21 protein-coding genes are annotated in these 26,750 nt (G+C 69.8%); 7 read left to right on the top strand and 14 right to left on the bottom strand.

Going from position 1 to position 26,750, the window contains the following annotated elements:
- Positions 1-5: 5 nt before the first annotated feature.
- The 4 genes from HDA40_RS36260 to HDA40_RS36245 all read right to left on the bottom strand — a co-directional run bounded on the left by HDA40_RS36260 (position 6) and on the right by HDA40_RS36245 (position 8,587).
- Positions 6-1,586, bottom strand: coding sequence for a glycoside hydrolase family 27 protein (locus HDA40_RS36260; RefSeq protein ID WP_372503209.1), 1,581 nt, complete (start codon positions 1,584-1,586; stop codon positions 6-8).
- A 131-nt stretch (positions 1,587-1,717) separates the two neighbouring features.
- On the bottom strand, positions 1,718-3,106 hold the full coding sequence (locus tag HDA40_RS36255) for an RICIN domain-containing protein (RefSeq protein ID WP_372503084.1): 1,389 nt from the start codon (positions 3,104-3,106) through the stop codon (positions 1,718-1,720).
- Between the two features lie 13 nt (positions 3,107-3,119).
- Entirely contained in the window at positions 3,120-5,156 is a 2,037-nt protein-coding gene (locus HDA40_RS36250; RefSeq protein WP_253762382.1) for a family 43 glycosylhydrolase, read from the bottom strand.
- A gap of 383 nt (positions 5,157-5,539) precedes the next feature.
- Positions 5,540-8,587 (bottom strand): glycoside hydrolase family 9 protein, encoded by a 3,048-nt coding sequence (locus tag HDA40_RS36245; protein WP_253762381.1) that lies wholly within the window; start codon positions 8,585-8,587, stop codon positions 5,540-5,542.
- Positions 8,588-8,811: 224 nt separating this feature from the next.
- Here HDA40_RS36245 and HDA40_RS36240 point away from each other — a divergent pair, with 224 nt between their 5' ends.
- The 3 genes from HDA40_RS36240 to HDA40_RS36230 all read left to right on the top strand — a co-directional run bounded on the left by HDA40_RS36240 (position 8,812) and on the right by HDA40_RS36230 (position 12,888).
- Complete coding sequence (locus HDA40_RS36240) at positions 8,812-9,828, top strand: YeiH family protein (protein WP_253762380.1); 1,017 nt, start codon at positions 8,812-8,814, stop codon at positions 9,826-9,828.
- A gap of 87 nt (positions 9,829-9,915) precedes the next feature.
- Positions 9,916-10,830: a LysR substrate-binding domain-containing protein gene (locus tag HDA40_RS36235; RefSeq protein ID WP_253762379.1), complete on the top strand. Its 915-nt coding sequence runs from the start codon at positions 9,916-9,918 to the stop codon at positions 10,828-10,830.
- A gap of 336 nt (positions 10,831-11,166) precedes the next feature.
- Complete coding sequence (locus HDA40_RS36230) at positions 11,167-12,888, top strand: hypothetical protein (RefSeq protein ID WP_253762378.1); 1,722 nt, start codon at positions 11,167-11,169, stop codon at positions 12,886-12,888.
- A 66-nt stretch (positions 12,889-12,954) separates the two neighbouring features.
- On the opposite strand, the gene HDA40_RS36225 is transcribed toward HDA40_RS36230, so the two are convergent.
- Both HDA40_RS36225 and HDA40_RS36220 read right to left on the bottom strand, forming a co-directional pair.
- On the bottom strand, positions 12,955-13,644 hold the full coding sequence (locus tag HDA40_RS36225) for a response regulator transcription factor (protein ID WP_253762377.1): 690 nt from the start codon (positions 13,642-13,644) through the stop codon (positions 12,955-12,957).
- Positions 13,641-14,972: a sensor histidine kinase gene (locus tag HDA40_RS36220; RefSeq protein ID WP_253762376.1), complete on the bottom strand. Its 1,332-nt coding sequence runs from the start codon at positions 14,970-14,972 to the stop codon at positions 13,641-13,643. The genes HDA40_RS36225 and HDA40_RS36220 overlap by 4 nt, the downstream gene beginning before the upstream one ends.
- 140 nt (positions 14,973-15,112) lie before the next feature.
- Here HDA40_RS36220 and HDA40_RS36215 point away from each other — a divergent pair, with 140 nt between their 5' ends.
- From HDA40_RS36215 to HDA40_RS36200, 4 genes are read left to right on the top strand one after another with little or no spacing between them, the layout of a single operon-like run.
- Positions 15,113-15,655, top strand: coding sequence for a hypothetical protein (locus HDA40_RS36215; RefSeq protein ID WP_253762375.1), 543 nt, complete (start codon positions 15,113-15,115; stop codon positions 15,653-15,655).
- Positions 15,652-16,746 (top strand): peptidoglycan-binding domain-containing protein, encoded by a 1,095-nt coding sequence (locus HDA40_RS36210; RefSeq protein WP_253762374.1) that lies wholly within the window; start codon positions 15,652-15,654, stop codon positions 16,744-16,746. The genes HDA40_RS36215 and HDA40_RS36210 overlap by 4 nt, the downstream gene beginning before the upstream one ends.
- Positions 16,743-17,429: an ABC transporter ATP-binding protein gene (locus tag HDA40_RS36205; protein WP_253762373.1), complete on the top strand. Its 687-nt coding sequence runs from the start codon at positions 16,743-16,745 to the stop codon at positions 17,427-17,429. The genes HDA40_RS36210 and HDA40_RS36205 overlap by 4 nt, the downstream gene beginning before the upstream one ends.
- Positions 17,426-18,619: an ABC transporter permease gene (locus tag HDA40_RS36200; RefSeq protein ID WP_253762372.1), complete on the top strand. Its 1,194-nt coding sequence runs from the start codon at positions 17,426-17,428 to the stop codon at positions 18,617-18,619. The genes HDA40_RS36205 and HDA40_RS36200 overlap by 4 nt, the downstream gene beginning before the upstream one ends.
- 162 nt (positions 18,620-18,781) lie before the next feature.
- Here the strand turns inward: HDA40_RS36200 and HDA40_RS36195 are convergent, their stop codons facing one another.
- From HDA40_RS36195 to HDA40_RS36160, 8 genes are all read right to left on the bottom strand, one after another.
- Entirely contained in the window at positions 18,782-20,035 is a 1,254-nt protein-coding gene (locus tag HDA40_RS36195; RefSeq protein WP_253762371.1) for an SGNH/GDSL hydrolase family protein, read from the bottom strand.
- A complete protein-coding gene (locus HDA40_RS36190) occupies positions 20,032-21,630 on the bottom strand; it encodes a beta-N-acetylhexosaminidase (protein WP_253762370.1) in 1,599 nt (532 codons plus the stop codon). Before HDA40_RS36190 ends, HDA40_RS36195 begins: the two co-directional genes overlap by 4 nt.
- A 355-nt stretch (positions 21,631-21,985) precedes the next feature.
- Positions 21,986-22,432, bottom strand: coding sequence for a hypothetical protein (locus HDA40_RS36185; RefSeq protein WP_253762369.1), 447 nt, complete (start codon positions 22,430-22,432; stop codon positions 21,986-21,988).
- A 67-nt stretch (positions 22,433-22,499) separates the two neighbouring features.
- Entirely contained in the window at positions 22,500-23,186 is a 687-nt protein-coding gene (locus tag HDA40_RS36180) for an N-acetylmannosamine-6-phosphate 2-epimerase (protein WP_253762368.1), read from the bottom strand.
- Positions 23,183-24,121 carry an ROK family protein gene (locus HDA40_RS36175; protein ID WP_253762367.1) on the bottom strand — a complete coding sequence of 313 codons (939 nt, stop codon included), beginning with the start codon at positions 24,119-24,121 and terminating at the stop codon, positions 23,183-23,185. Before HDA40_RS36175 ends, HDA40_RS36180 begins: the two co-directional genes overlap by 4 nt.
- Positions 24,118-24,891, bottom strand: coding sequence for a GntR family transcriptional regulator (locus HDA40_RS36170; RefSeq protein WP_253762366.1), 774 nt, complete (start codon positions 24,889-24,891; stop codon positions 24,118-24,120). The genes HDA40_RS36175 and HDA40_RS36170 overlap by 4 nt, the downstream gene beginning before the upstream one ends.
- Positions 24,888-25,787, bottom strand: a complete 900-nt coding sequence (locus HDA40_RS36165) for a carbohydrate ABC transporter permease (protein ID WP_253762365.1) — start codon at positions 25,785-25,787, stop codon at positions 24,888-24,890. Before HDA40_RS36165 ends, HDA40_RS36170 begins: the two co-directional genes overlap by 4 nt.
- Positions 25,780-26,745, bottom strand: a complete 966-nt coding sequence (locus tag HDA40_RS36160; protein ID WP_253762364.1) for a carbohydrate ABC transporter permease — start codon at positions 26,743-26,745, stop codon at positions 25,780-25,782. Before HDA40_RS36160 ends, HDA40_RS36165 begins: the two co-directional genes overlap by 8 nt.
- Positions 26,746-26,750 lie beyond the last annotated feature (5 nt).

Below are 26,750 nucleotides of genomic sequence, written 5' to 3'. Positions count from 1 at the left end.
CCGGGCTATCGGCGAGTCCACATCTGGTTCGACCCACCGTGGCAGGTCCAAAGAAGCACGGCGGTGCCGTTGCTGGTGCCGCCGCCGTTGACGTCGAGGCACAGCCCGGACTGCACACCGCTGATCGAGCCGTTGGCATTGACGTTCCACTGCTGGTTGGCGCCACCGTTGCAATCCCAGATCTGCGCCTTGGCTCCGGCCGTCGCGTTGAGTGGGGCGTCGAGGCACTTGCCCAGCCCGCGGATCGTCAGGCCGTCGAACGTCCACTGCTGGTTCGCCTGCCCGTTGCAGTCCCAGATGACCGGCTGGGTGCCGTTGGCCGTGTTGCTGTTGGGAATGTCCAGGCATCGTCCGGACGCGGCGCTCACCACGGTGACGGTGCCGCCCGGTGACGGCGACGAAGTGCTGCCGCCGCTGACTCGGTAGACGACTGCGCCGTGGCCCGGCACGCTGGCGGAGATTCCACCGGCGGTGGTGCTGGTCGCGTTCGACCAGGCGTCGCGCAACGTGAACGAGCTGCCCGACTTTCCGATCGCGGTCGCAGTGGTGCTGATGGTCGTCGTGGCGCTGCCTTGATTGAACAACGCCACGGCGACGTCACCGTTGGACAGCCGCTTGGCGAGCACTCGCCGGGTGCCGTCGAAGGAGACCTGTGTGGCCTGTTGCCCGGCGGTGTCCTGGTCGATCGCGATGAGGTTCTGGTTCAGCAGGATGGTGCGGGTCGCGGCGTCCATCGAGCGCACGTCGTTGCCGGCGATCAGCGGCGAGGCCATCATCGCCCACATCGCGAAATGCGTACGCATCTCCGTGTCGGTCATGCCGCCCCGGCCGACCTCCATCATGTCGGGGTCGTTGAAGTGCCCGGGTCCGGCGTACCCGGCGAGCGGCACGGTGACGTTGATGATGTTCTGGATGCCCATGGGGTAGCCGTTGGCTTGACCGGTGTCCCAGGCGTTGGTGATGTCCTCGGTCGTACGCCAGATGTTCGCGACGTCGCCCCAGTTGCGCTGCGGACCGGTCTTGGCGTGAACGCTGTTGGAATTGATGCTGTACAGGATCGGGCGACCGGCGGCGGCCAGCGCGTCCCGCATGATCGCGAAGGTGCGTACCTGGTCGTCGATGGTTCCGGTCGGCGAGCACCAGTCGTATTTGAGGTAGTCGACGCCCCAGGCGGCGAACTGCCGGGCGTCCTGCGCTTCGTGTCCGAGGCTGCCGGTCGACCCGGGCCAGGAGTTGAAGTACTGCGCACAGGTCTTGGCCAGCGGTCCTTGGTAGATGCCGAACTTCAAGCCCTTGCTGTGGATGTAGTCACCCAGCGCCTTCATGCCGCTCGGGAATCGGTTCGGGTCGCCCTGCAGGTTGCCGTTGGCGTCGCGGTTCGGGTTGAACCAGCAGTCGTCGATGACCACGTACTGGTATCCGGCGTCGCGCATTCCGTTGCCCGCCATGGCGTCGACGACCTGATGGATCAGCGCCTCGTTGATGTTGCAGCCGAAGGTGTTCCAACTGTTCCAGCCCATCGGCGGGGTGCGGCCGACGCCGTTCTCGAGCGCCTGCGCGCTTTGCCCGGACAGGAAGACCACCATCCCGGCGGCCGCTGTCAGGGCCGCCACCACGCTGGCGGCCAACCGCCGCCGAATGCTTCGTCTCACCATTGATGCCTTTCGCGAGGGAGGGGTCAGGCGGCCCGCCCAGGCCGCCTGACCCCGGAGAAATGTCAGCTGCGCAGCGCCCATTGCTGGTTGGCGCCGCCGGTGCAGGCCCAGAGCTGGATCTTGGTGCCGTTGGCGATCGCGGCCCCAGCCGCGTCCAGGCACAACCCGGACTGGACCCCGGTGATCGTGCCGTTGGCGTTGAGGTTCCACTGCTGATTCGCCTGGCCGTTGCAATCCCAGATGATCGCCGCGGTCCCGTTGCTCGTGCCCTGACCATTGGCGTCCAGGCACTTGGTGCCATACACCATCAACTGCCTACTCGACGTGTACGACCACCGCTGATTCGAGCCGCCGTGGCAATCCCACAACTGCATCTGGGTACCGTTGGCCGTGCTGGAGCCAGGCACGTCCACGCACCGGCCCGAAGCGCCACTGGCGATCATCACGTTCTGTCGGCCGCCCGACGGCGTCACCGAGGGCGACGGCGACGGACTGCCCGTGCCACTGCCGAACTGCGAGATGAACCGCCAGGCTTCGCCCTTGGTCCACGTCCGGGTGCCGTCCTCGCAGCCGGAGCAGCCGTCCACCGGGCCTGGACCGTGACCACCGTCGAAGGCGGCCCACTGCACCGGGTATCCGGCCCGGCACGAGTAGGTCGTGGTGATGTGCGCCCCGCTGCCTGGCCCGGGCTCAGGCGCGTTCTGCGCGGCGCAGCCGTTGTTACGCAGGAACGTGTCACGAAGCGACCGCCCGAGCGAGATGTTGAGCACGTTGTCGGAGATGCCGTGGATGCCGAAGTACGCGATCGGCTGCGTGCCGCCGCTACAGCCGCTCAGTTGCGCGCCCGAGTAGACGACGACTGCCCGGAACACGTTCGCCCGGGCACAGGCGACCGCATAGCTCATTCCGCCGCCGTAGCTGAAGCCCATGGCGTACAGCTGCGTCGTGTCCACACAGAGGTCAGCCTCGATGCGGCTGACCATGGCGTCGGTGAAGGCCAAGTCCTCGCCGTTGTTGTTGGCCCAGCCGTTGCCGAAGCCTTGCGGCGCCACGAGGATCGCCGTGTTGTTCGACTGCTCCTGCATTCCGTAGTACGCCCAGGAGGATCCGCTGGATCCACCCGACGCGACGTCGTTCATCGTGCCGCCGCGCCAGTGGTAGCCGAAGATCAGCCGATATGGAGCGGCGTTGTCGTAGTTCGCCGGGATGCGCAGGATGAAGCTGCGGTTGACGCCGCCGACGAAGATCGTGTTGGTTCCGTTGACGAGGGTGGGGTTTCGCCCGCAGCCGGCGGTCGCCGCAGCGAGAGCCGGGGTGTCTGCAGCAGACGCGGTGCCGAGGACCGAGCCGGCGGCCATCCCCGCCACAATCGTCGCCAGAATCGCCCCGGCCGCCACCAGCAGCCGAATCGGTGTGCGAGCAGGCCGAAGCCCGCCCAGGAGGCGTGTCATGAGGGTCTCCTCCTTAAGGGGTGGTGATGTCGAGGCGCTCGACGGTGACAGCGCCGCCAAGGGCTTGGGTGGCGTAGTTGAAGACGCCGTAGCGGTAGCCCATGAAGAACTGCCAGGCGTTGTTCAACGTGAAGCCGGTCCCGAGCGGCTGGAAGGTGGCGCCGTCGGTGCTGTATGAGAACCGTGCTTGCCGGCCCGAACCGGGATTGACGTCGGCATTGACGCGGAGCCAGACACGGCCACCGGAGACGGCTGCTCCCGCTGCCTCCGTCCCGGTGCTTGTGGTGTTCCAGTTACCGTCCATGCTCAGGCCGCTGGTCATGACGACCCGGGTGGCGCCGTTGTCCCGCTTGACGCCGATCCATGCCGACGAGTCCCGGAGCATCGCCAACCCAGCCCGGTCACCGTCTCGCATACCGGAGTAATTGAGGACGATCGTGGCGGTCGACGTCGGACCCTGAATGCGATGGGTGAGGGTGTTGCGGGCGGCGTAGAGGTCGTTGGCGACGGTCGCGGTGGACAGGTGAAGGCCACTGCCGCTGGACCACTTCGTGTTGTCCGGGTTGTGATTCCACTCGTACTGCGGCCCCAGTGCGGCCGTCGTGAACGAGTCGCTGCCGATCATCGGCGTGACCGCCCGCGGTGGCGCCGGCAGGTTCGGCGCCGGATAGGAGCTGCCCCACCCGCCGTTGACGGTCGTGATGACCGGCCAGCCGTCGGAGGTCCACGTGATCGGAGCCATCACCGGTATCCGGCCGCCCGGATAGGCGTCGACGAACGCCATGTAGTACCAGTCGCCGTTCTGCGTCTGAACCAGTCCGCCCTGATGGGGCACACCCCCACCGGAGACCGGTCCCGGCATGTTCAGCAGCACCTGGCGGATCTCGTAGGGTCCCCAGGGACTGCTGGACTTGAGGATGTACTGGCCGTTCGCCGGCTTGGTCACGAAGATGTAGTACGAGCCGTTGCGCTTGTAGAACCGAGATCCCTCGATGTAGCCGATGTTCGACGGCGAGCTGTAGACCTGTTGGGTCCGCACCTGGCTCAGTCCGTCGGCGGACAGCTGCGCCACGCTGATGTTGCTGCTTCCATACGCGACGTACATGGTGTCGTCGTCGTCGACGAGCAAGCCCGCGTCGTAATAGCAGTTGTTGATCTGAGAACGCTTGGTCCAGGTGCCGTCCACGGCCGAGGCGGTGTAGACGTAGGTGCGGTTGAACTCGACGCACCCGAGCCAGTAATAGGTGCTGTTGCTTCGGCGGTAGTTGAACGCGGAGGCCCAGATTCCTTTGACGTACGCACGTCCGCCGACCAGGTTGTAGGCGTTGGAGCCGAAGTCCAGCGAGGGGACGGCGTGGCCGGCGTACTCCCAGTGGACGAGGTCGTAGGAGCGCAGGATGGGCGCTCCCGGCGAGTAGTGCATCGTGGACGCCGTGTAGTAGTAGACGTCGCCGACGCGGATGATGTCGCCGTCGGCGAAGTCCTGCCAGACGACCGGGTTGGTGTAGGCCGAACCGCTGCTTCCCGGGTCGTACCCGGGGATCTGCCAGGTCCGGCTGGCGGCGGTGCTGCACGGCAGCTGGACCAGGCCGGTGTTGTCGGCTGTCGCGTCTGCGCTGGGCACGATGCATTTGCCGGAGTGCACAGCCACGACGTTGAATCCTCCGCTGGTGGATTGAAGCCGGAATCGCTGGTTGTTCGCGGTGTGACAGGTCCACTGGATGACGGCGGCGTTGTCCGCGGTGGAGGCCCCGTTGACGTCGACACAGCTGCCGTTGGTGACGGTGTGGATGTTGTATTGGTCGGTCGTGCCGGTGGCCGGTGTGAACGTGAAGGTCTGGTTGCTGCCGCCCCAGCACGACCAGAGGATCAGCTGGGTGCCGTTGGCCGACGACCCGTTGGGCAGGTCGGCGCAGGTACGGCTGTTCTGGTTGACGAGCGTGCTGCTGAAGGTGACCGGCGCTGCCTGTGCCGGTGACGGACCGGCGGTCAGCGGGATCAGTAAGGCGGCTAACCCCAGCGCGAGCAGCCGCCTAGGTTTCGAGGACATGCGGAATCGACCCTTCTGCCGATGCGAGCGGGTCTGAGCCGAGCGCCCGGAACTCGGGCTCAGCGGAAATGGATCAGCAGGAGGAATTCGCGTCGAGGTGCGTACTCAGACGCGAGAACAGGATCGCTTCGACCGTGGCGGTCGTCGTCCGCCAGACAGGAAGATGTCGCCGGGCCAAGGGAATCATGTCTTCCTCCACCACTGATGGTTGGGAAACGACCGCGGGCTCAACGGCCCGGCTTCACCACGCGGTCTCGAGACGGTTGCTTTACCGGAAAACTAACGGAAGATCTTACCTCAGTCAATAGATCATCTTGATTGGCGCGGTCAGCTGGCCCCGAGCCCGGTCGCCGCCGACCTGCCGACGGCGACCGGGCAGCCGGTCACGGTCCGGCGCAGGGAGTTCCGTTAAGCGTCACCAGCGACGGCTTCGGATTGGCGTACGCACCGCTGGTGGTGGCGTTGAAGCCGACATAGGCCGTCGCGCCCGGCTGCAGCCGGGCGTTGTAGGACTCGTTGGCGGCCGAGACGACGGCACCCGACTGGGTCACGCGGCCCATCCAAGCCTCGCGGATCTTCTGGTCGCCGGTGAACGCGAACCGGATCGTCCAGCCGTCGACCGTCGTCGTGCCGGTGTTGGTCACGGCCAGCTGGGCGGTGAAGCCCGAACCGTCAGCCCACGGACCGTAGTTGTCGTACGTGACCCGGCAGGCCGGCGTCCCGGTCGGCGGGACGGCGCCCTGATCGGCGAGGAACGACGACAGCCACGCCAGGGACGAGTTCCAGTTGATCGCCACCTCGTTGGTCGCGTAGGAGTTGATGTCGTCGACGTAGCAGAACATCGGCTTGCAGCCGGCCAGCAGCTGCTGGGCGAACGGGTCGTCCAGACCCGCGTTCGCACCGCCGGCGAGCGATCCCGCAGGTGGATGCGGCAGCGACGCGTTCAGCTGATGGCTGTAGATCCGGGTGTGCTGGTTCTCGGACGCGTGCTCGCCCCAGCCGGTGACGTAGGACTGGTTCAGCGCGTTGCGGCCGAGGATGTAGTCCATCGCCTGGACCGCGCCGTCCCGGTACGCGGTGCCTCCGGACAGGTCGTATGCCGTCGCCAGGACGATCGCGTTGTTGATGACGTTGCTGTTGCCGCCCCAGAAGTAAGCGCCGGCGGTGCCTGGCATCGGCAGCCCGTACGCCTGACCGGCCTGGGTGGCGAGGTACGCGTCGGCGGCGGTCAGCACCGACTGGCGTACGCGGGTCTTGTCCGCCGCCGGTAGGCCGCTCGGGACGGTCGCGAGGTCGAGGCGGCCCAGGGCGGCGGTGCTGCCCCAGCCGAACCCGGTCGCGCTGAACACGTCGCCGGTGTGGTGGCGCGAGGCGGTGAGGTCGGCCAGGTACCCGGCCGCACCCGTGGTCAGGTACAGCTCGGCCGCCGCCCAGTAGAACTCGTCGCTGACGTCGCTGTCGCTGTAGGAACCGCCGCCGTTGCCGTCGTTCGGGTCGGCGTAGATCGCCGGGTGGGCTTTCGCCGCCGCGTACGCCTTCTTCGCCGCGGCCAGCGCACGATCGGCGAACGCCTTGTCGTAGGGGGCGAACAGCCGGGCGCCCTGCGCGGCGGCGGCGGCGAGGTTGAGCGTGGCGGCGGTGGACGGCGGGTGCAGTTCGCGGGGCTGCGGGTCGTCCTGCGGCTGCAGAGGCAGGCCCGTCCAGTTCCGGTCGTGCACCTTGTGGTGCGCCATGCCGGCCAGCGCCTGACCGTCCGGGACCTGCATCCGCAGCAGGAACTCCAGCTCCCAGCGCGCCTCGTCGAGCACGTCGGGCACGCTGTTGCCCCGTTCGGGCACGCGCAGCGTCGAGTCGCCGAGCCCGGCCCCGAACCGGCCGGTCGCCGCGGTCTTCGTCCGCTCGTACGCGCTGAGCAGCTGGGCCGTGGCGATGCCGCCGTTGACGACGTATTTGCCGTGGTCGCCGGCGTCGTACCAGCCGCCGCGTACGTCGAGCCGGTAGTCGCAGACCCCAGCCTGGCAGGGCACGTCCGTGTCGCCCTGGTTGGGGGTGACGCCCAGATGTCCGGCCGGGCGGGCGTACTGGTCGCCGACGAGCGATCCGTCGACGGCGATGCCGCTGCGCTGGATGTAGAAGAACTGGAGGGAATCGGAGCGCAGCTGCTGATACACCGCGCCGATGTCGAACGGATGACTGGTCTGCCCGTCGGCCGTCAGCGTGTACCCGGTTCCTGCCGTGGCGTACCCGTTGAAGTCGATGGTGTGGACGTTCTGGCCGGAGGCGGCGTCGATGCCGCGGGGCGTCGTCTGGCCGGAGGCGACGACGGTGCCGGCGCTGCTGCGCAGTTCCCACGGCAGCGCGGTGGTCGCCTCGGTGACCAGGGTGGCGTGCTTGGGGCCGGTCGGCAGGTAGCCCACCTGGTTGACGCGAACCCGGGGGCCGGTGTCCGGCACGTAGGGCGGCTCCTCCTCGCCGCCGAGCAGCGAGACGTTGTCGACGCACAGGGTGTAGGCGGCGCTGTTGCCGCCTACTTGGAAGGCGACCTGCGCGGCGTCGGTGTCCTCGGTCGCGGTGAAGGTGTACGCGAAATGCCCGCCCGCCGCCGTCATCGGGATGTCGCGGACGAGGTAGGAGGTGTACGGCGAGGCACCGAGCTGGACGGCGACACGCACGGTGGCGCCGGGGTCCGCGGCGGCGTCGAAGGAGAACGCGTATTCGTGTCCGGCCAGCAACGCCACGTCGTTCTGGCCGATGCCGGCGTCCCAGGGATTGGCCAGTCCGCCCGGCACGTTCGTGCACAGGCGTCCGTCGACCACGCCGGTTCCCGTGGTGCCGTAGGTGTACCAGCCCGAAGTTCCGTCGCCGAAGTCGCCGTTGTCGATCTGCTCAGGACCGTCGCCGCCCGAGCCCGAGTCCTCGCTGGACAGCGAGACGTCGTCGAGGCAGAAGGTGTACGCCGTGGCCGCACCGAGCTGGAAGGTCAGCGTGCCGTTGGCCGAGTCGAGCCCGGCGGTGAAGGTGTAGGTGAAGGTCTGCGCCGTGGGCGTGAGCGCGACGTCGCGGGACAGTGCCGCGGTGTAGGGCGCCTCGTTGAGCTGGACGTTGGCCTTGACGCTGGTGGCGACGCCGGCCGAGGCGGAGAAGCGCAGCGTGTAGTCGGCTCCGTCGATCAGCGGTATGCCGTTGTGGCCCACGCTGACGTCCCAGGGGTTGGTGCTGCCCGCCGGGATGTCCGCGCACAGCCGTCCTGAGTCAATGGTCAGGGTGGTGTTGGCGGTGGCCCACCAGGGGTCTGTGCCGGTGTCGAACGAGCCGTTCGTGATGTGCTCGACGGGCGCCGCGTGCGCGGGCACCGAAGAGGTCGTGGCGGAGACGATGGCGAGCAAGGCGGCGCCGAGCGCACCGCCGATCCGCCGGAAGGCATGGGACATGGGGCGGTCCTTCCCGGAAGGTACTGCTGGGAGCGCTCCCAGCATTCTGGCGATGCTGCCAGCCTTCGCGACTCATGTCAATCGATCGATGATGAGCGGCGAGCATCGGTGCGGGCGCTCGGCCTCGCCGACGGCGTAAGCCGCTGCAGTCATAGGCGATGTCTATGACCCTGGTCGGCAGCTGACCGCTACCGGCCCGCCGCCCGTCGGCGAAGCCTGGACGAGTGATCGTTCTCGCTGAGGAGTCTGGCCCCCGGTCCCCGGGATGGGCCGCCGGTATCGGAGTCGCCGCGCTGCTCGGGCTCGCCGCGACCGCGGCCGGCACGCTGGTCCCCGTCGTCGGCGCGCCGGTGATCGCCGTCGTCGGCGGAGTGCTGCTGAGCCCGCTGGCCCGTCGCCGGACCGAGGCACTCGGGCCCGGGCTGAACGTGGCCAAGGGGATGCTGCTGCAGCTGTCGGTGGTGCTGCTCGGCGCTCAGCTGTCCCTCGGCGAGGTGGTACGCGTCGGCGCGGGATCACTTCCGGTCATGCTCGGCACCCTCGGTGTGTGCCTGCTGCTGGCCTGGATCGTCGGCCGGTGGCTCGGCGTCCCGCGCGATCTGCGTACGCTGATCGGCGTCGGGACCGGCGTCTGCGGCGCGTCCGCCATCGCGGCGACCACACCGGCGATCCGCGCCCGGGCCGACGACGTGGCGTACGCGATCTCGACCATCTTCCTGTTCAATGTGGCCGCGGTGGTGGTCTTCCCCCCGCTCGGCCGGATGCTCGGCTTGAGCGAGCACGCGTTCGGGCTGTTCGCCGGGACCGCCGTCAACGACACGAGTTCCGTGGTGGCCGCCGCGGGCGCGTTCGGCCCCGACGCCGCCCGGTACGCCGTCGTCGTCAAGCTCGCCCGCACGTTGATGATCATCCCGATCGTGCTGGTTCTCACCGCCCTCACCCGTCGCCGCGACGGCCAGCCGCCGACGTCCGGAGTCCGGCGAATCACCACCCTCGTGCCGTGGTTCCTGGTGGCGTTCGTGATCACCGCCGCACTGCACAGCGCGGGGCTGATCCCTGCCGCGGTTCAGCCCGTCGCCCATCAGGCGGCGCTGTTCCTGGTCGCGGTCGCCCTGGCCGCCGTCGGGCTGTCCACCGACCTGGCCGCGATACGCCGCGCAGGCGTCCGGCCGCTGCTGCTCGGCCTAATCCTGTGGGCCTCGGTCAGCGTGACCAGCCTCGCCCTGCAACTCATGGCCTAACCGGCCTCCTCAGCGTGACCAGCCTCGCCCTGCAACTCATGGCCTAACCGGCCCGCCAGGACGAACGCCTGTGCCACACTGCGGACGATGCCTTTGCCGCCCTGGATCAGTGACCTGCCCGCGCTCGACCTGCTCATCTCGGTCGCGGAAACCGGCAGCGTGGGCCGCGCCGCACAGGTTCACGGGATCACGCAGCCCAGCGCCAGCGCCCGGCTGGCGAAACTGGAGCGCCGCCTCGGCGTACCGCTGCTGGTGCGCTCCCGGCGCGGCAGCCTGCTCACCCCGGCCGGCGAAGCGGTCGTCGCCTGGTCGCACGGGGTCGTGGACGCCGCTCAGGCGCTGGCCGACGGCGTCCTGACGCTCCGTGCGGATCAGCAGGCCCGGCTGCGCGTCTCGGCCAGTCTCACCGTGGCCGAGCATCTGGTGCCCGCCTGGCTGCTCAGTCTGCGGCGTGCCCATCCTGGGCTCGACATCTCGGCCGCCGTGGCCAACAGCAACGGCGTGATCGAGGCGGTCCGTTCCGGCACGGTGGACCTCGGGTTCGTGGAGTCGCCGGACGTTCCTGCGGATCTGAGCTCCCGGGTCGTCGGCGACGACCGGCTGGCCCTCGTCGTCGCGGCCACGTATCCGCTGGCCGCACACGCGTGGCGGCCCCTGCGCCCGACTGATCTGGCAGACCAGCCGTTGCTGTTGCGCGAACCGGGTTCCGGCACCCGGGACACCTTCCTGCGGGCGCTGGAACAGGCTCTCGGCTTCGCCCCGAAACTGCCGCATGTGATCAGCCTGGGTTCGACGACGACGATCCTCGCCACCGTGCGCGCGGGCGGCGGCGTCGGCGTGATCAGCTCCCGGGCGGCCGCAGCCGCGGTCGCCTCCGGCGAGCTCGTCGAGCTGACGGTGGAGGCCATGCCCCTCGTCCGTCCGCTGAACGCCCTCTGGCTGGGGCGTACGCCGACCCCGCTGGCCGCCGAACTCCTGACGATCGCCGCCGCGACGGGGTGACGCCGCCCGCATGTGGCCGGCTCCGCGTTGAGCCGCAACGCGTGGTGAATCGCCTCGCCCCGGCCCGGCCAGCGGTGACGCGAACCGTGCGGCATCACCGTAGCTACGCGCGGGCCCGCCGTGTTCGGGCAAGACTGGTCACGGCCGTATTATGCACGCTTCAACATGAGGATTCGATGACAGCGGAGCGCGGCCATCGCGGCACCAGCATTCCTATGTAGATAACCATGAAGTGCTGGTCACTTCGCTGTTCCGCGCGACTCACCGGCGGGTTATGGTCCCAGTGTGGAGTCGACTGACGGGATTCATTCCGAGGGAAGCGGACGCCGCGCTGCGATGCGCACCCGCGTCGCGATCGCGGCCGTGGCGACGCTCTGCGCAGCGATCGTCGGCTTCGCCGTCACCGGTCACGCCCCGGCCTCGCCCGGACCGCAGTTCGTCCAGGACGGACACTGGGTCTACAGCGACGAGAGCCAGGCCGCCTACCACGTCGACGGGGCGACCGCCCGGGTCGACGCGCAGGTCTCGGTGCCGAGCGACGAGCCCGGCAGCCAGGTCACGCAAGGCGAACAGTCCGGCTACGTCGTGCAGCGCTCGCGGATCACCATGTTCAGCAAGGCGACGCTGGGCGTCGAGGGCAGCAGCACGCCACCCGCCACCGAGCAGCCCGTCATCTTGGAGGTCGCCGGCGGGCCGTACCTGGTCTACCGCAACGCCGGCCAGGTCGTGCGGCTGGGCGACCCGGCCGCCACCGTCGCCGCCGGTGGACCGCTGTCGCGGCCCGCGGCGACCGGCGACGGCACCGTCTGGTTGCATCGCATCGACAGCGGATCGCTGTGCTCGCTGATGAGGTCTGCCGACCGCCTGGTCTGCCATGCGCAGATCGAGCAGGGCCACGCCGGTGGGCTGACCGTCGTCGACGACCAGGCCGTACTGGTCGACACCACCTCGGACACCCTGCGCACCATCGGCGAGCGTGGCCTCGGTGAGCCCGTCGCCATCGGCAGCGACCTGCCGAGTTCGGCGTACATCGCCAGCAGCGCCGCGACCGACCGGCTGGCCGTCGTCGACCCCGACCACGCCCGCCTGATCCTGCTCGACACCGCCGGGCTGCACAACCGCCCGGCCGCCAAGCCGATCGTCGCCGACCTGCCCCGAGACGGCCGCTTCGGCGAGCCGATGGCCACCGCGAACGTCATCGCGCTGATCGACCAGAACACCGACGAGGTGCTGACCTTCGATCGCACCGGCGCCCCGACCGGCCGCGCGAAGGTCCCAGCCGGCACCCGCCTCACCACGACAGCTACGCCGACCAGCGGCGACGACGGAGCGCCCCGGCTCCTCCGCGGCGACGACGGACGGATCTACGTCGACAGCCCTGACGGCTCGCACGTGCTCGTCGTCGACGCCGCGAACGGCTTGATCAAGAGCGTACGGATCGGCGCCTCCACCGCGGCGGCCTCGGCCTCGACAGTGGCGTCACCGACCAGCGCGCCGGCCACGGCCGGCACCGGCGGCCCGTCTCTCGTCGCGGTACCCGCTGCCGCCCCGGCCGTCACCGTCCGCACCACCGCGGACGCCGTCATCGTCAAGTGGAACCGGCCCGACCTGCGCCGCGGCTCGCTCGTCCATTACCTCGTCTCCGCACCCGGCCAGCCCGACCGCACCGTCACCGGACAGACCGTGCAGTTTCCCGGCCAGCCCGGCCCCGTCACCGTCCGCGCGGTAACGCGGTTCGGCCCGCCCGGCTCTCGCACACTCCTGGGCAACGTGGGTTCGGCGACCATCAGCCTCAAACCGCCCACCATCAAGATCCTCAGCCTGCACAGTCCAAACGGCGGCCTGCTCCTCAACGTCCAGGTCGGCAGCGAGGGCTCCCCCACCGTTTGCAAGATGAGCTTCGTCGGAATCTGGACGACACCGCAGCCGTGCAAGGGCACCACGCAGCTCGACATGACCAACCTCGCGTGGATCGGGTCCATCACCGTCTACGCCAACGTCACCAACGCCGTCGGCACGCAGACAGTCAGCATCACCGCCGTCCCCACCGTCCCCTGAGGACCGTCCGCCCAAGGGCCACGCCCTGACCGTCCGTCTCGGCGCGGCCATCGGAACACACGCTCGTCAGCTGTTCTCGCCGAGTTGAACCAGACCCTGCTCGTACGCGAGGATCACCGCCTGGACCCGGTCGCGCAGGTCGAGTTTGGCGAAGATCCGGCCGATGTGCGTACGCACGGTGCCGGGGGCGAGCTGGAGGTCCTCGGCGATCTCGGGGTTGGACCGGCCGCGTCCGATCAGCGTGAGCACCTCGCGCTCCCGGGCGGTGAGCGGGCCGAGGCGGTCGTCGGGCTGGGCGCCGGCCGGCGTCGTGTTGACGAAATGGGCGATGAGTCTGCGGGTGACGCTGGGCGCGGTGACCGATTCTCCGGCGGCGACCGCCCGGACCGCGGCGAGCAGGTCGTCGGCGATCGCGTCCTTCAGCAGGAATCCGCTCGCTCCGTTGCGCAGCGCGGCGTACACGTATTCGTCGAGGTCGAAGGTGGTGAGCACGAGGACTGCGACCGCCGGCGTCGAGGCGATGATCCGCCGGGTGGCTTCGATGCCGTCCATGCCCGGCATGCGGATGTCCATCAGGACCACGTCGGGCCGGGTGCGCTCGACGACGCGGACCGCTGTCGCGCCGTCTCCGGCTTCACCGACCACGACGATGTCGTCGGTCTCGTCGAGGATGAACCGGAATCCGGTCCGCATCAGCACCTGGTCGTCGACCAGCACGACCCGGATGTGCCGCTGGCCGGCGACCACGTCGTTCATGACACTACGGCGGGGACGGGCAACCTGGTGCGGACCAGAAAGCCACCACACGGGTTGGGACCGACGGTCAGCGTGCCCCCGAGCAGATGGACACGCTCCGCGATGCCCCGCAGTCCGTTCCCGTCGTCAGTGTCCGGGCCGGCCGGTGGTCCGGTTCCGTCGTCGGTGACCTCCACCTCGACATACTCCGGGCCGGTGGCCAGGCGCACCCGCGCCGTGGCGCCGGCGCCCGCGTGCTTGAGCGTGTTGGTGAGCGCCTCCTGCACGATCCGGTACACCGACGCGTCGACGCCAGCGGGCAGCTCCGCCAGCGCACCGTCCAAGGAATACTGCACTGGTACGCCTGCCGCGCGTATCCGTTCGATGAGGGCGGGCAGCGCGGCGACGCCGACGGGCGACGCGAGCCGGTCCCGCGTGTCCGGCTCGGGGCCGAACGCGCCGATGAGCCGGCGCATCTCGGCCAGCGAATCCCGGCCGACCGTGATGACCTCGCGGACCGCCTGGGCGGTGCGTTCGGGACGGCGATGCTGCGCGGCGAGCGCGGCCTGTGCCTGGACCACGATGACCGACAGGCTGTGCGCGATGACGTCGTGCAGCTCCCGGCCGATCCTGGCGCGCTCGTCCGCGGCTGCGAGCTCGACGCGCTGACGATGCTCCCGCTCGAGGTCCGACGCGCGCTGTTCCAGGGTGCGCACATGAGCCTGGCGGCTGCGGGCCGCCTCGCCCAGCGCGTAGCCGAGAGCGAGCGCCAGCAGGACGACGAGCGCCAGTTCGAGGGTCTGCTGGTGGACGAACGCTTGCAGCTGCGCGTCGGCGACGGCCGACTTGCCGTCCGCTCTGGTCCCATAGATCCACACGCCGGCCTGCCGGGCGCCGTCCTGGCCGGCTTCGGCGTCGGGAATCAGCCCACCGCTCAGGCTTGCCGCCACCTCGACACCGGCCACGGCGGCCAGTGCGGCCAGCGACGTCCAGCGTGACCTGCTCCGGCAGGCCACGGTGTAGAGAACGACCGGCACGGCCAGATCGATCAGCGTGGGGAACGGGATACGGCGGTTGTCCGCCTCGGAGATGAGCTGATGCGCGACCGCGCCGAAGGTGACCACGACGAGCGCGGGTACCGGCCACCGGCGCTGCAGCAGCAGGCCCAGGACGATCACCGCACCGAGTGTCCACCAGGCGGCGACGATCCACGGCCGCGCCGGCGCCGCCTGCCCCGGCTTACCTGCGGCCACATTGGACAGTGCCAGCATCGCCGCCGCCAGCGCGGCGTCGAACAGGTAGCCGCGCCACGGCTCGATCCGGCGGTACAGGTCGATCACCGAGGGCACGCGTCCAGGATAGGTAGCGCTGCGGTCGCGTACATCAGATCGTGGTCGTACGCCGCGTATGCGCACACTCGTACGGACGGCGGCCAAGATCCGAGCGCGCTCAGACGACGGCGGAGCGGTGCGACGCGAGGCTCGACGGCATGACGAGACACCTGAGGCTCAGCCTCGTAGCCGCCGTCGTGGTGACACTGGCCAGGCTCGCCGGCTGCAGCGGCACGTCCCCGGCCGCCGCGCCGTCACCCAGCGCCGGCGCGCTCAGCGAGGCACAGATCGTGGCGATCCTTGAGCAGCACGCGCAATGCGTACGCGAACACGGCGTCGCCGGCTTCCAGGCGCCCGCCTTCACCGACGGCAAGGTTCAGGGGAAGGGCGACAAACCGGCCGGCGTCGACACCGAGACATTCGCGTCGGCACTCGACGCGTGCCAGTCGGTCATGCAACAACTTCCGGCGAGCCTCTGGGCCGGACGGCCCATGCCGAACGCGTCGGACATCGACAAGTTGCGCAAGTTCGCCGCGTGCATGCGGCAGAACGGCTTTCCGGACTGGCCCGACCCCGACTCGCGCGGCCGGTACGCGATCACCGGTACGCCGATGGAGCAGGAGATGCAAAAAGGCAACGAACTGCCCGCTCCGTGCCAGCAGTACCTGGACGGCGTACGTGCCGGGATGACACAGCCGTGACCAGCCGGCGCAAGGTGCTCGGCGGCGCGCTCGTGACCGTCGTCGCCGGCGGGGCGGCCGGTGCGGCATGGCTCACCGAAGCCCGGCAGCCCGACGGCCAAGGCTCGGCGGCTGCGCAAGTTCCGACCGCGACCGCCGAGGTGACCCGCGGGACGATCTCGGAGCGGTTTCAGATCAACGGCACCTTCGGTTACGGCACCACGTATCCGATCGTCCACCTGGGTCAGCCCGGGGTGCTGACCGGGATCACCGCCGCGGAGATCGTCGTGGCTCGCGGAGCACGGCTGTACGCGGTGGCCGACCAGGCCGTGCGTCTGCTCTACGGCCGTCTGCCGGCGTACCGGGACTTCGAGGCGGGCATGACCGACGGCCCGGACGTGCGGCAGCTGGAGACGAACCTGGTCGCGCTGGGCCTCGACCCCTACCACAGGCTCACCGTGGACGGGCATTTCTCGGCGGCCACCGCTACGGCGATCCGGCGCTGGCAAACGGCCTGGGGCTTGCCGTCCGCGCAGCGCAGCGGCAGCCTGCCGCTGGGTCAGGTGGTGTTCCAGCCCGGGGCGGTACGCATCAAGGAGGCGCTGGCCACGATCGGCGCCATGGCCCGGCCGGATCAGCCGGTGGTGACGGTGACGGCAACCACGCCGGTGGTCACCGCCGCGATCACCGCCGACCGGCGACGCCTGGTGAAGGTCGGTGATCGGGTCACCCTCACCCTGACCGGGACGGCGCCGTTCCCCGGAACTGTCCTGGCGATCACGCGTCCACCCGCCGCGTCGGGGCAGTCCGGCTCGTCGGACGGCGGCGCGGAGTCCCCGTTCCAGGCGACGATCAGCGCAACGCCGCCGCCCGGAACGGGCACTCTTGAGCAGGCGCCGGTGTTGGCGGCCTTCACCCGCCAGACCCACGAGAACGTGCTGACCGTCCCGATCGTCGCGCTGCTCGCCCGGCCTGGCGGTGGCTATCAGGTACGCCTGGAGTCCGACCAGTACGTGCCGGTCGAGCCGGGCTTGTTCGACGGCACCGCCGGGCGGGTGGAGGTGACCGGTGCCCTGATGCCCGGCCAGCGAGTGAAGGTGCCCGCCTCATGAGCGCCGTGCTGGAACTGCGCGACGCGCGCAAGGTCTATCCGGGAAGCCCGCCCGTCGAATCGATCCGCGGCATCGACCTCGCCATCCACAGCGGAGAACTGACAGCGGTGGTCGGCCCGTCCGGCTCCGGCAAGTCCACGCTGCTCAACCTCGCCACCGGGCTGGACCGGCCGACCAGCGGCTCGATCCGCATCACCGGCGAGCCCATCGAGCGGCTGTCCGACCGACGGCTGGCCGGGCTGCGGGCGTACCGGATGGGCGTCGTCTTTCAGCAGTTCCACCTGCTGGCTCAGCTCAGCGCACTGGACAATGTCGCGACCGGACTGCTGTATCGAGGCGTGCCCGCCAAGCTGCGCCGCGCCGCAGCGGCCGAAGCACTGGATCGAGTCGGGCTGGCCCACCGGACGCACCATCGCGCGCGCACGCTGTCGGGCGGCGAACAACAACGTGTGGCGATCGCCCGGGCCTTGATCGGCCGGCCGCCGATCGTCTTCGCCGACGAACCCACCGGCAACCTCGACTCGGCGAACGGCGCCGAGATCCTCCTGCTGCTGCGCCAGTTGAACGCAGACGGCACCACGATCGTCGTCATCACGCACAGCGACGAGGTCGCCCAGGCCGCCCGCCGGCGGATCAGCTTGCGCGACGGGCTCGTCGAACACGACTCCGGGAGTACCGCATGACCCTGCTGCCCCGCATGCGTGCGGCTGACCTGCTGCCCGTCGCCACGATCGGGCTGCGTACGCGGCCGGCTCGCACCGCCCTGTCGGTGCTCGGCGTGGCGATCGGCATCGCCGCGCTCGTGGCCGTGCTCGGCATCACCCGATCGAGCCAGTCCGACCTGCTGGCGCGGATCGACCGGCTCGGCACCAATCTGCTGACGGTCACAAGTGGACAGAGTCCGAGCGGCCAGGAGCGGCCGCTGCCGTCGACCGCGGCGGGCGGTGTCAGCCTCACCGCCGGCATACTGGCCAGCGCGCCGACCGCCGAACTGGCCGGGGTGACGGTGCGGCGCACCGACCGGATACCGTCCGTGCTGTCCAACGGCCTAGCGGTACGCGCCGCGGACGCGTCGCTGCTGCCGGTCCTCGACGGGCACCTGACGCACGGCACCTTCTTCACCGACGTGACCAGCCGGTACGCGATCACAGTCCTGGGACACGCAGCGGCCGAGCGGCTCGGCGTCGAGGACCTGTCCGGGGACCCGCGCGTCTTCATCGGCGGCTACTGGTACACCGTCATCGGCATCCTCGCCCCGCTCGACTTCGCACCGGAGGTGGACCGCTCCGCGCTCATCGGTTTCGCGGCCGCGGTCGCCGACTTCGGCCATGACGGCACCGCCAGCCGGATCTACGTCCGCGCACAGCAGGAGCGTACGGCCGAGGTCGCCACCATGCTGGCCCGAGCGGCCAACCCGGAGCAGCCGCGTGACGTCACGGTCAGCCGGCCCTCGGACGCGCTCACCACCCGGCTCGACGTCGCGGACTCCGGCACCTTCCTCTTCCTCGGCCTAGGCGCGGTCGCCCTGCTCGTCGGCGGAGTCGGCATCGCCAACGTCATGGTCATCTCGGTCCTCGAACGACGGGCCGAGATCGGCCTGCGGCGCGCACTCGGTGCAGGCCGGCGTCACGTGGCCGGGCAGTTCCTCGTCGAATCGCTGCTCCTCGCGGCTTGCGGAGGCGCCGCCGGTGTACTGCTCGGCGCGGCCGCGACCTATTCGCTCTCGATGCAGCGGGGCTGGCAACCGCTGGTCCCGCCGGCCGCGGTGGGCCTCGCCCTCGCCGCGGCGTGCGTCGTGGGCGCGGTCGCCGGTCTCTACCCTGCCGTTCGCGCGGCCCGGCTCACCCCGACCGACGCGCTGCGTACCGCCTGACGGCTGTGCCGAGCACGGGTGGCATCGTGATCGCCGCCGCCTCGGATCAACACAGACCAAAGACGGCGCGGCGGGAAACCATGGCCCCGCAACGGTTCGGGCTGGGCTCGGTGCAGGCGCCGAGCCCAGCCCGGCCTTACGGCTTCTCTTGGGCGGGTCTGGTCAACGGCTGCAGCTCAGGTCGCTCAGCGGGATCGCGTCGGCCATGGCCTGGTAACCGGCGTCGTTCGGGTGCAGGTGCCCGGCACCGTCGAAGGCCGGCAGAAACCGGGTCGGACGCTGCGGGTCGCGGGTCACCGCGTCGAAGTCGATGACCGCGTCGAACTCGCCGCTGCCGCGGATCCAGGCGTTGAACTCCACGCGTACCGCCTCATGTTGCGCAGAGTAGTAGCCGGACCCTTCCATCGGCGTCTGCGTGGCGCCGAGGATGCACACGCCGTACGCGTGGGCGCGGGCGATCAGCTCGCGTTCACCGGCGATGAGCTGCTCGGCGGTGGCGTTGTTCGCACCGATGTCGTTGCCGCCTTCCATCAGGATGACCGTCCGTACGCCAGGCTGGTCGAGAACGTCGCGGTCGAAGCGGGCGAGCGCGCTAGCCCCCTTGCCATCTCTGAGCAGCTCGTTGCCGGAGATGCCCACGTTGGCGACGCCAAGTTGGAGCGGCGGCGGCTCGGCGAGGATGCGCTGGGCCAGGAAGTCGGGCCAGCGGTGGTTGGCGTCGACGCTGGAGCCGTAACCGTCGGTGATCGAGTCGCCGAAGGCGACCAGGGTGCCGACCTGCGGAACAGGGTCCACCTGGGCAGCCGCGAGCCAGAACCAGCGGGTGATCGGTGTGGTGAACGCCTGCGGCGACTCGTCGGTGGCGTGGTCGCCGGGGGTGGACAGGTACGAGGTCTGGGTGCGGTACATGTTGTGGCCGGTCGCGACCTGCCCCATCGCGGCGATGTGCACGCTGACCGCGAGGTCGTGCCCGGCTGGGACACGACCGGGCAGCGGATCGCTGAGCACCGCGGCGCCGGGTGGGATGGTGACCTCGGATCGTCCGCCGAAGGTGAGCCGTCGGTTGGAACCGGCGACCAGGGCGGCGCCCTGAGCCGGTATCCCGACGAAAGCGGCGTCGAAGACGACGGGTGCGTCACCTTCGACGTTGGACAGTGTCAGCCGGAGACCGACACCACCGACGCTGGTATGGATGATGTTGCGCACCGTCTGGCCGGTTGTCGGACCCGTCGTGCTCTGTACGCCGGCCGCCCACGTCGTCACCGCATGCAGACCCGGGGGGTCACCCGGAGCCACCGTCGCAGGAGAGGCGGCGCCGGTATCGGCGTTGGCGTCGGCGTACCAGCCGGCCGTCGAAAGGATCAGCACACTCGCGCACAGCAGCGGCCGGAGGGCAGTCAGTCGTGGGATGTTCATTGCCACGGCACCTCGGTCGAGCGGTAGTAGCCGACGCCCATGGCGGTCCAGCGCGGTTCCTGCGCGGCGAGGCGGTAGCGGTACTCGTCCCAGGAGCGCCCGGCGACCGGTGACCAGCCGAGCTCGGCGAGTCCGGGCATCCGGGGCAACGTCATGAACTCGACGTCGGCGTCGGTGCGGATGTTCTCGGTCCACAGTGGTGCTTCAGGACCGAGTACATCCGTCTCGCTCACGTCCGCGATACAGCTGCCCGGGTCCCAGCTGTAGGCGTCCTGGACGTCGGTGTAACCAGCCCAGTTCAGCCCGATCGGGGTGTCCGCGTTGTACTGCTGGTCATAGTATGCCTGCTTGCACGGCGACATGATGAGCTTGCCGCCCTTGGCGACGGCGGCGCGTGCCTTCTTGACGTCGGCCCAGTACTGCACGTGCGTCCCCGGGGCGAGGTCGGCGGTGTTGATCTCCTCCCAGCCGACCACCTGCTTGCCCAGCGTCTGGACGATCTGCTGGATCCGGTTGATGAACAGCCGGTAGTCGGCGGCGGTGGTGGCGAGGGCCTCGTCCCCGCCGATGTGCAGGTATGGGCCTGGCGTGAGACCGGCGACCGTGGTGAGGACGTCCTCGGCGAACCGGTAGGTGATGTCCTTGTCGATGGCCAGCGAGACCTGGATGCCCTTGTATCCGGTGTACAGCGGCGGCGCGACACCGTCCTCGTTCAGCTCGGGATAGCTGGCCAGAGCGGCGTTCACGTGGGCGGGCATGTCCAGCTCCGGCACCACCGTGATGAAGCGCTGAGCCGCGTACGCGACGATCTCCTGGTAGTCCGCCTGGGTGAAGTAGCCGCCCGGGGTGCCGTCGACCTCGGTGCTGCCGCCGTACGTGGCCAGCCGCGGCCAGCTGGGGATCTCCAGTCGCCAGCCCTGGCTGTCACTCAGGTGCAGGTGCAAGCGGTTGATCTTGTAGGCGGCGATCACGTCGATGAAGCGCTTGACCTCGGTCACGCCGAAGAAATGCCGAGCCACGTCGAGCATCGCCCCGCGCCACACGAAGCGCGGTTCGTCGGCGATGTGCACGGCCGGGATCGGCCAGGGCCGGGCCTGGACGGTGGTCGACTCGGTCTCGGGCGGCAGCAGCTGGCGTAGGGACTGCGCGCCGTAGTGCAGCCCCGCCACCGCGGTGGCCCGAATCGCCACCAGGCCGGGGGTCACGTCAAGCCGGTATCCCTCCGCTCCGGTCGGCTCGTCGCTGACCGCGAACAGAATGGCCTGCGGGCTACCGCTTTCATCCTGCACAGGCAGCGGGAATCCGGTGGAACGGCGCAGCAGCTCCGCGAACTGCTCCGCCGCTTGCCGGGCGGCCGGATCGGGATGGCGTACCACGATCGCGGTGTGCGGCGTGAGCTGAAAAGGGGGCCCGCCGGTCGGCGTCAGCAGGGCCGGGCGGGGAATCACGGACAGGCTGGCGGGCAGTGAACGGTCGTTGACCGTGAGGGAACCGGCTGCCGCCTGGGGCGCGCCGAGCAGGAACGGGGCGGCGGCGAACGCGGCGGTAGCCGAGCCGAGGAAGGCGCGGCGGGACAATGGACTGTCGGTCGTCATGGAAGCCTCTCCTAGCAGAACCGTGTGGCCTGGGTACGGGCCGACCACGGCAGGACGTGCACGGAGTCGAGGGCGTTGAGGCTGCGGTGAAGCCGCGATGCACTCCTGACAGCGAACGGGACGGACGCAACCGGTACCTAGTGAAATGTGGTCTAGTCCTGGCCAGGCCGAATCTTGCTGACGTCGCGTCGGATCATCGAACGTGGACCGACGAGAGGTCAAGGCGAGGCGTCGAATGCTGCCCGCTTTAGCGGGATATTAGCGTCTACATGTGACGAAAGATTCCGCGCCAAGGCACACTGTGGTCTAGACCTGACGACGAGATGTCTAGTCCTGACGAGACTGCGTGAGCCGCTCAGAGGACGGTCTTGACCGCCTGCCGCCGCGCCTTGTCGCCGGCTGGCATGTGCGAGCGGAACAGCCACGAATCGCTGTTGCAGCTGCGGCAACTGCGGACCGCACCGAGCGACAGTCGCCTGCCGTCAGCCCGGACCGTCGCCACATGGTGCGCCTCTTGCATGGGCCGTCCACAGCGCTGGCAGTACTCGATCATGAGACGAATCGACGTGTACGCGTACACTGCGACGACATGCCGAATCACCGCGTAGCGCGAAGGCGCCGGGCGGAGACTTGGATTCCGTGGCGCACCGCCGAACGGGCCGAGCTCCGCGTTGCTGATGGCGTCGCCCGCAACCAGGATGCGGCTGAAGCGGCGCTGGACGTTGGCCATCGTCCGAGACTGATGGCGTACCAGCCACTCGCCGTCGGCTTCTACGCGCCAGGATTCGTCCTGTGCGGCCACACTTCGAGTCTGCCACGCGGGAGGCCTACCCGACAGCCCACGCCGCTCGGTGACGTCATGGCTGCGTTCAAGCCGCCAGCGCGGCCCGGTATCGACCCGTCAGCCACGCGGGAGAGGTGATCGCCGTTCCGACCACCACGGCCCAGGCCCCCGCGTCCAGAGCAGCGCGGGCTTGCTCCGGCGTGTGGATCCGACCCTCCGCGATCACGGGTACGCCGAGTTTGCCCGCCAGTGCCGCGACGAGTTCCAGATCCGGGCCGGCCGGCGGTGTCCCCGGACCCGTGTAGCCGGACAGCGTGGTGGCGACCGCGTCAGCGCCCGCGTCGACGGCGGCCAAGCCTTCATCCACGGTCGATACGTCGGCGAGGACGAGCGCCTCGGTCTGCCGATGGATGGCCGCTACGGTGTCGGCGAGCGTACGCCCGTCCGGACGGGGTCGGGCCGTGGCGTCGACGGCCACGATGTCGGCGCCCGCCGCTGCGACGTCCAGTGCGTGCCGAGCCGTCGGGGTGATGTAGACGCCTTCGTCGCCGTCCTTCCAGAGCCCGATCACGGGGGTCTTGACGAGGGCACGGGTCCGGCGGACGACCTCGACGCCGTTGACGCGTACGCCGATCGCGCCCGCGCGTACCACCGAGGCGGCCATGCGGGCCAGCACCTCCGGATCGCGCAGGGGGTCGCCGGGCGGGGCCTGGCAGGAGACGACCAGGCCGCCTCGGATCGCGGTCAGCACTGGTGCTGCGGCGTCGGTCATCGCGGGTTCCTTCCGTTGACGAGATCGCGGGCCATGGTGGCGGCGCCGATGACGCCCGCCTGTGTTCCGAGGGTCGCGGGGACGAGCGCCGGCGCGGCCGGCGGCAGCAGTTCGGCGTCGAAAGCGGCGCGCAGCGGCCGCCACCACACTCCGCCGGCCTCGGCGACGCCCCCGCCCACCACGATCGCGTCCGGGTCGAGCAGGTTCACCACACCGCCAAGTGCCCGGCCCAAGACGGTGGCGGCGTTCGTCACGACGGCCGCGGCCTGGGGATCGGTCTCGGCGAGCGCCATCACTTCGATGGTCGTGGTCGCCGCCAGACCTGCGCGGTGGGCGGCGCGCAGGATCGCCGGTCCGGCCGCGGCTGCCTCCAGGTGGTCGCTGCGGCCGCACGAGCACAGGTCGTCCCCGGTGCCGGGGACGGGAATGTGGCCTAGGTGCCCGGCCACCCCGCAGGACCCCGGCAGGAGTACGCCTTCACGGATCACCGCCGCGCCGATGCCGGTCCCGACGGCCACGACGACGGCGAAACCGGCTGTACGGCCGGCGCCGTAGCGGGCCTCGCCGAGGCCGGCCGCGCGTACATCGTTGTCGACGGCGACCGGCAGACAGAGCCGTTGGGAGAGCAGATCCACGATCGGGGTGCCGGCCCATCCGCGGAGCAGGTCGGTGGCCGAGACGACGACTCCGCGCCGGGCGTCCACGACACCGGGCGCCCCGACACCGGCGGCCGAGACGGATCCGCCGACGTCGTGGCGAACCTCGTCGGCCAGACGCGCCGCGACCTCCAGGATCGCCGCGGCCCCCTCAGCCGCGGGCGTCGGTGCGACGCGGGTCGCATACGTCCGCCCGTCGCGGTCCACCGCCGCCACCGCCGTCTTGGTGCCGCCGATGTCGATGCCGAGAACCAGATCGTGACCGGGTCCGCCCGTCATCGGCGTACTCGTCGGATGGTCGCGGAGAAGTCGTAGCGGTCACCGCGGTAGAGGGTGTCGGCGCGCTCGACGATGCGGCCCTGGTTGTCGATGCCGATGCGCCGCACGTGCAGCGCGGCCGTGCGGGCCGGCACGCCGAGCAGGTCCGCGAGGTGCTTGCCCAGATTGACCGCGCTGGTGGTCTGCTGGGCGCGCTCGACGCGGATGCGGTACCGGCGTTCCATGAGCTCGTACAGGGAGCCGTCCAGGTCTTGGTCGAGCAGTTTGGGGAACAGCCGGGCCGGCAGGTAGGACTGCTCGTGCGCGACCGGGATGTCGTCGGCGGAGCGCAGTCGCTCGATCCGGTACGCGGCCGCACCGGGCTCGATGCCGAGGTCCTTGGCGATGGCCGCGTCGGCGTCGACGGCTTCGGCGGCGATGACCCGGGAGCCGGGTCGCAGGCCGCGTGCGCGCATGTCCTCGGAGAAGGAGGACAGTGCCAGGTCCTTCGACACCTTGGGCTCGGTGACGAAGGTGCCCACCCCGCGTACGGCGTAGATCAGGCCGTCGTCGGTGAGCGCGCGCAACGCCTGGCGGATGGTCATCCGGCTGACCTCGAAGCGGGCGGCGAGTTCCCGTTCCGGCGGCAGCATTTCGTGCGGGGCCATCCGCTCGGCGACCTCCTGGCGCAGCACCTGGCGCAACCAGGCGTGCTTGGCGACCGCCGGTCCATCGGTCTGTTCCATCGACACTGCTCCCACCTGGCCGTTGGCGGCCGTCGGCGCGCTCATCCCTTCAACCCTGTCTGGGCGAGGCCGGCCACGAACTGGCGTTGCGCGATGATAAACACCGCTAGTACGGGCAGGACCGTCAGCGTCGTCGCGGCGAGCTGAATATTCCAGATGTTCCCGCCGTACGCGTCGGTGTACTGGGTCAGGGCGAGCGGCAGGGTGAACTTGTCCTTGGCGGACAGGTAGACGAGCGGTTCCAGATAGCTGTCCCACGTACGCAGGAACGTGAAGATCGCCACCGCCGCCAGCGCCGGCCGGGCGAGCGGCAGCGCGATGCTGCGGAACAACCCGAACCGGCCCAGTCCGTCCAAGCGGCCGGCCTCTTCCAGTTCGGCCGGCAGAGCCAGGAAGAACTGGCGCATGACGAAGGTGCCGAGCACGCTGGGCGCGCCGAAGATCGGGATGATGATCAGCGGCCAGTGGGTGTTGATGAGGCCAAGCGACTGCACCATCCGGAACAGCGGCACGATCGTCACCTCGGCCGGCACGAGCATGCCGGTCAGCACCACGAAGAACAGCGCGTCGGCCCCCGGGAACCGGATGCGGGCGAAGGCGTACCCGGACAGGGCCGAGACCGCCATGGTGCCGGCGGTGACCAGGACGGCGATGTAGAGGCTGTTCACGTACTGGTGCGCGAACGGCTGCAGCTCGAAAACCTGCTTGTAGTCCGACCACAGCGGATGTGTCGGGAACAGCTTCGGCGATTGGCTGTAGATGTCGTTGGCCGGTGACAGCGAGGCGGTCACCATCCACCACGTGGGGAACAGGAACGGGATCGCCAGCACGGTCATGAGCGCGTACAGGGCGATCTTCGCCCAGCGTGGCAGGGACAGCGCGCGGCTGCGGTGATTGGCGCGGTCTTGGTTGCTCTTGCCGCTCTCGCTCTTGCTACTCATTGACGACCCACTTCTTGCGCATCTGCCACTGGATCGCGGTCAGTGCCAGCACGATGACGAACAGCAGGACCCCCAGGGTGCTGGCGTAGCTCAGGTCGTGGGCCACGAAACCCTGCTTGTAGAGGTCGTAGACGAGGACGTTGGTGGAGTTGCCCGGGCCGCCGGCCGTGAGCACCTGGATCGGTGCGAAGACCTGCAGCGAACCCACCACCGTGATGATCGATGTGAGGAGTACGGTCGGGGTGATCAGGGGGAACGTGATCCGCCAGAAGGTCCGCCACCGCGACGCCCCGTCGAGCGCGGCCGCCTCGTACAACTCCTCCGGTACGCCTTGCAGCGCGGCCAGGAACAGCACCATGTTGAGGCCGACGTTCTTGATCGTCTGGGTGACGATGACGGCGATCAGGGCCGCGCCCGGCTCGTGCAGCCAGTTCGGTCCCGTGATGCCGACCTTGGACAGCAGTGCGTTGATGCCGCCGGTGCCCTGCAGCAGGGTGCCGGAGACGATCGCCCACGCGACGAGGGAGACCACGACTGGGGAGAAGAAGATGGTGCGGAACACGGCCGTGCCCCGTAGCCGCTGGTTGAGCAGCACGGCCAGCAGCAGCGCCAGGGCGAGGTTGAGGACGACCAGTCCGACGGAGAAGAACAGCGTCGCGCGCAGCACCGCCCCCAGCGCCGGATCGTGTGCCAGCTGCCGGTAGTTGGCCAGCCCGGCCCAGTCGAAGGTGCCGGCGAGCAGGTTCCAGCTGTGCAGGCTGTACCAGACCACCGCGACGACCGGCCAGCCGACGAACGCGGCCCAGCCCAGTAGTTGCGGTGCGACGAAAAGGTAACCGGCGACCGCGTCGCGCCGTCGGGCGGTCATCCGGTGGTCCCGGCGGCCCCGCCCGGGCGGCGGCCGGTGTCCCCGGCCGCCGCCCTGGGTGTCGGCCGCGGATGCGGTCGAGACGCTCATGGCTC

Source organism: Hamadaea flava (assembly GCF_024172085.1).
Classification (GTDB): Bacteria; Actinomycetota; Actinomycetes; order Mycobacteriales; family Micromonosporaceae; genus Hamadaea; species Hamadaea flava.
This window is presented reverse-complemented; position numbering and strand designations above follow the sequence as displayed.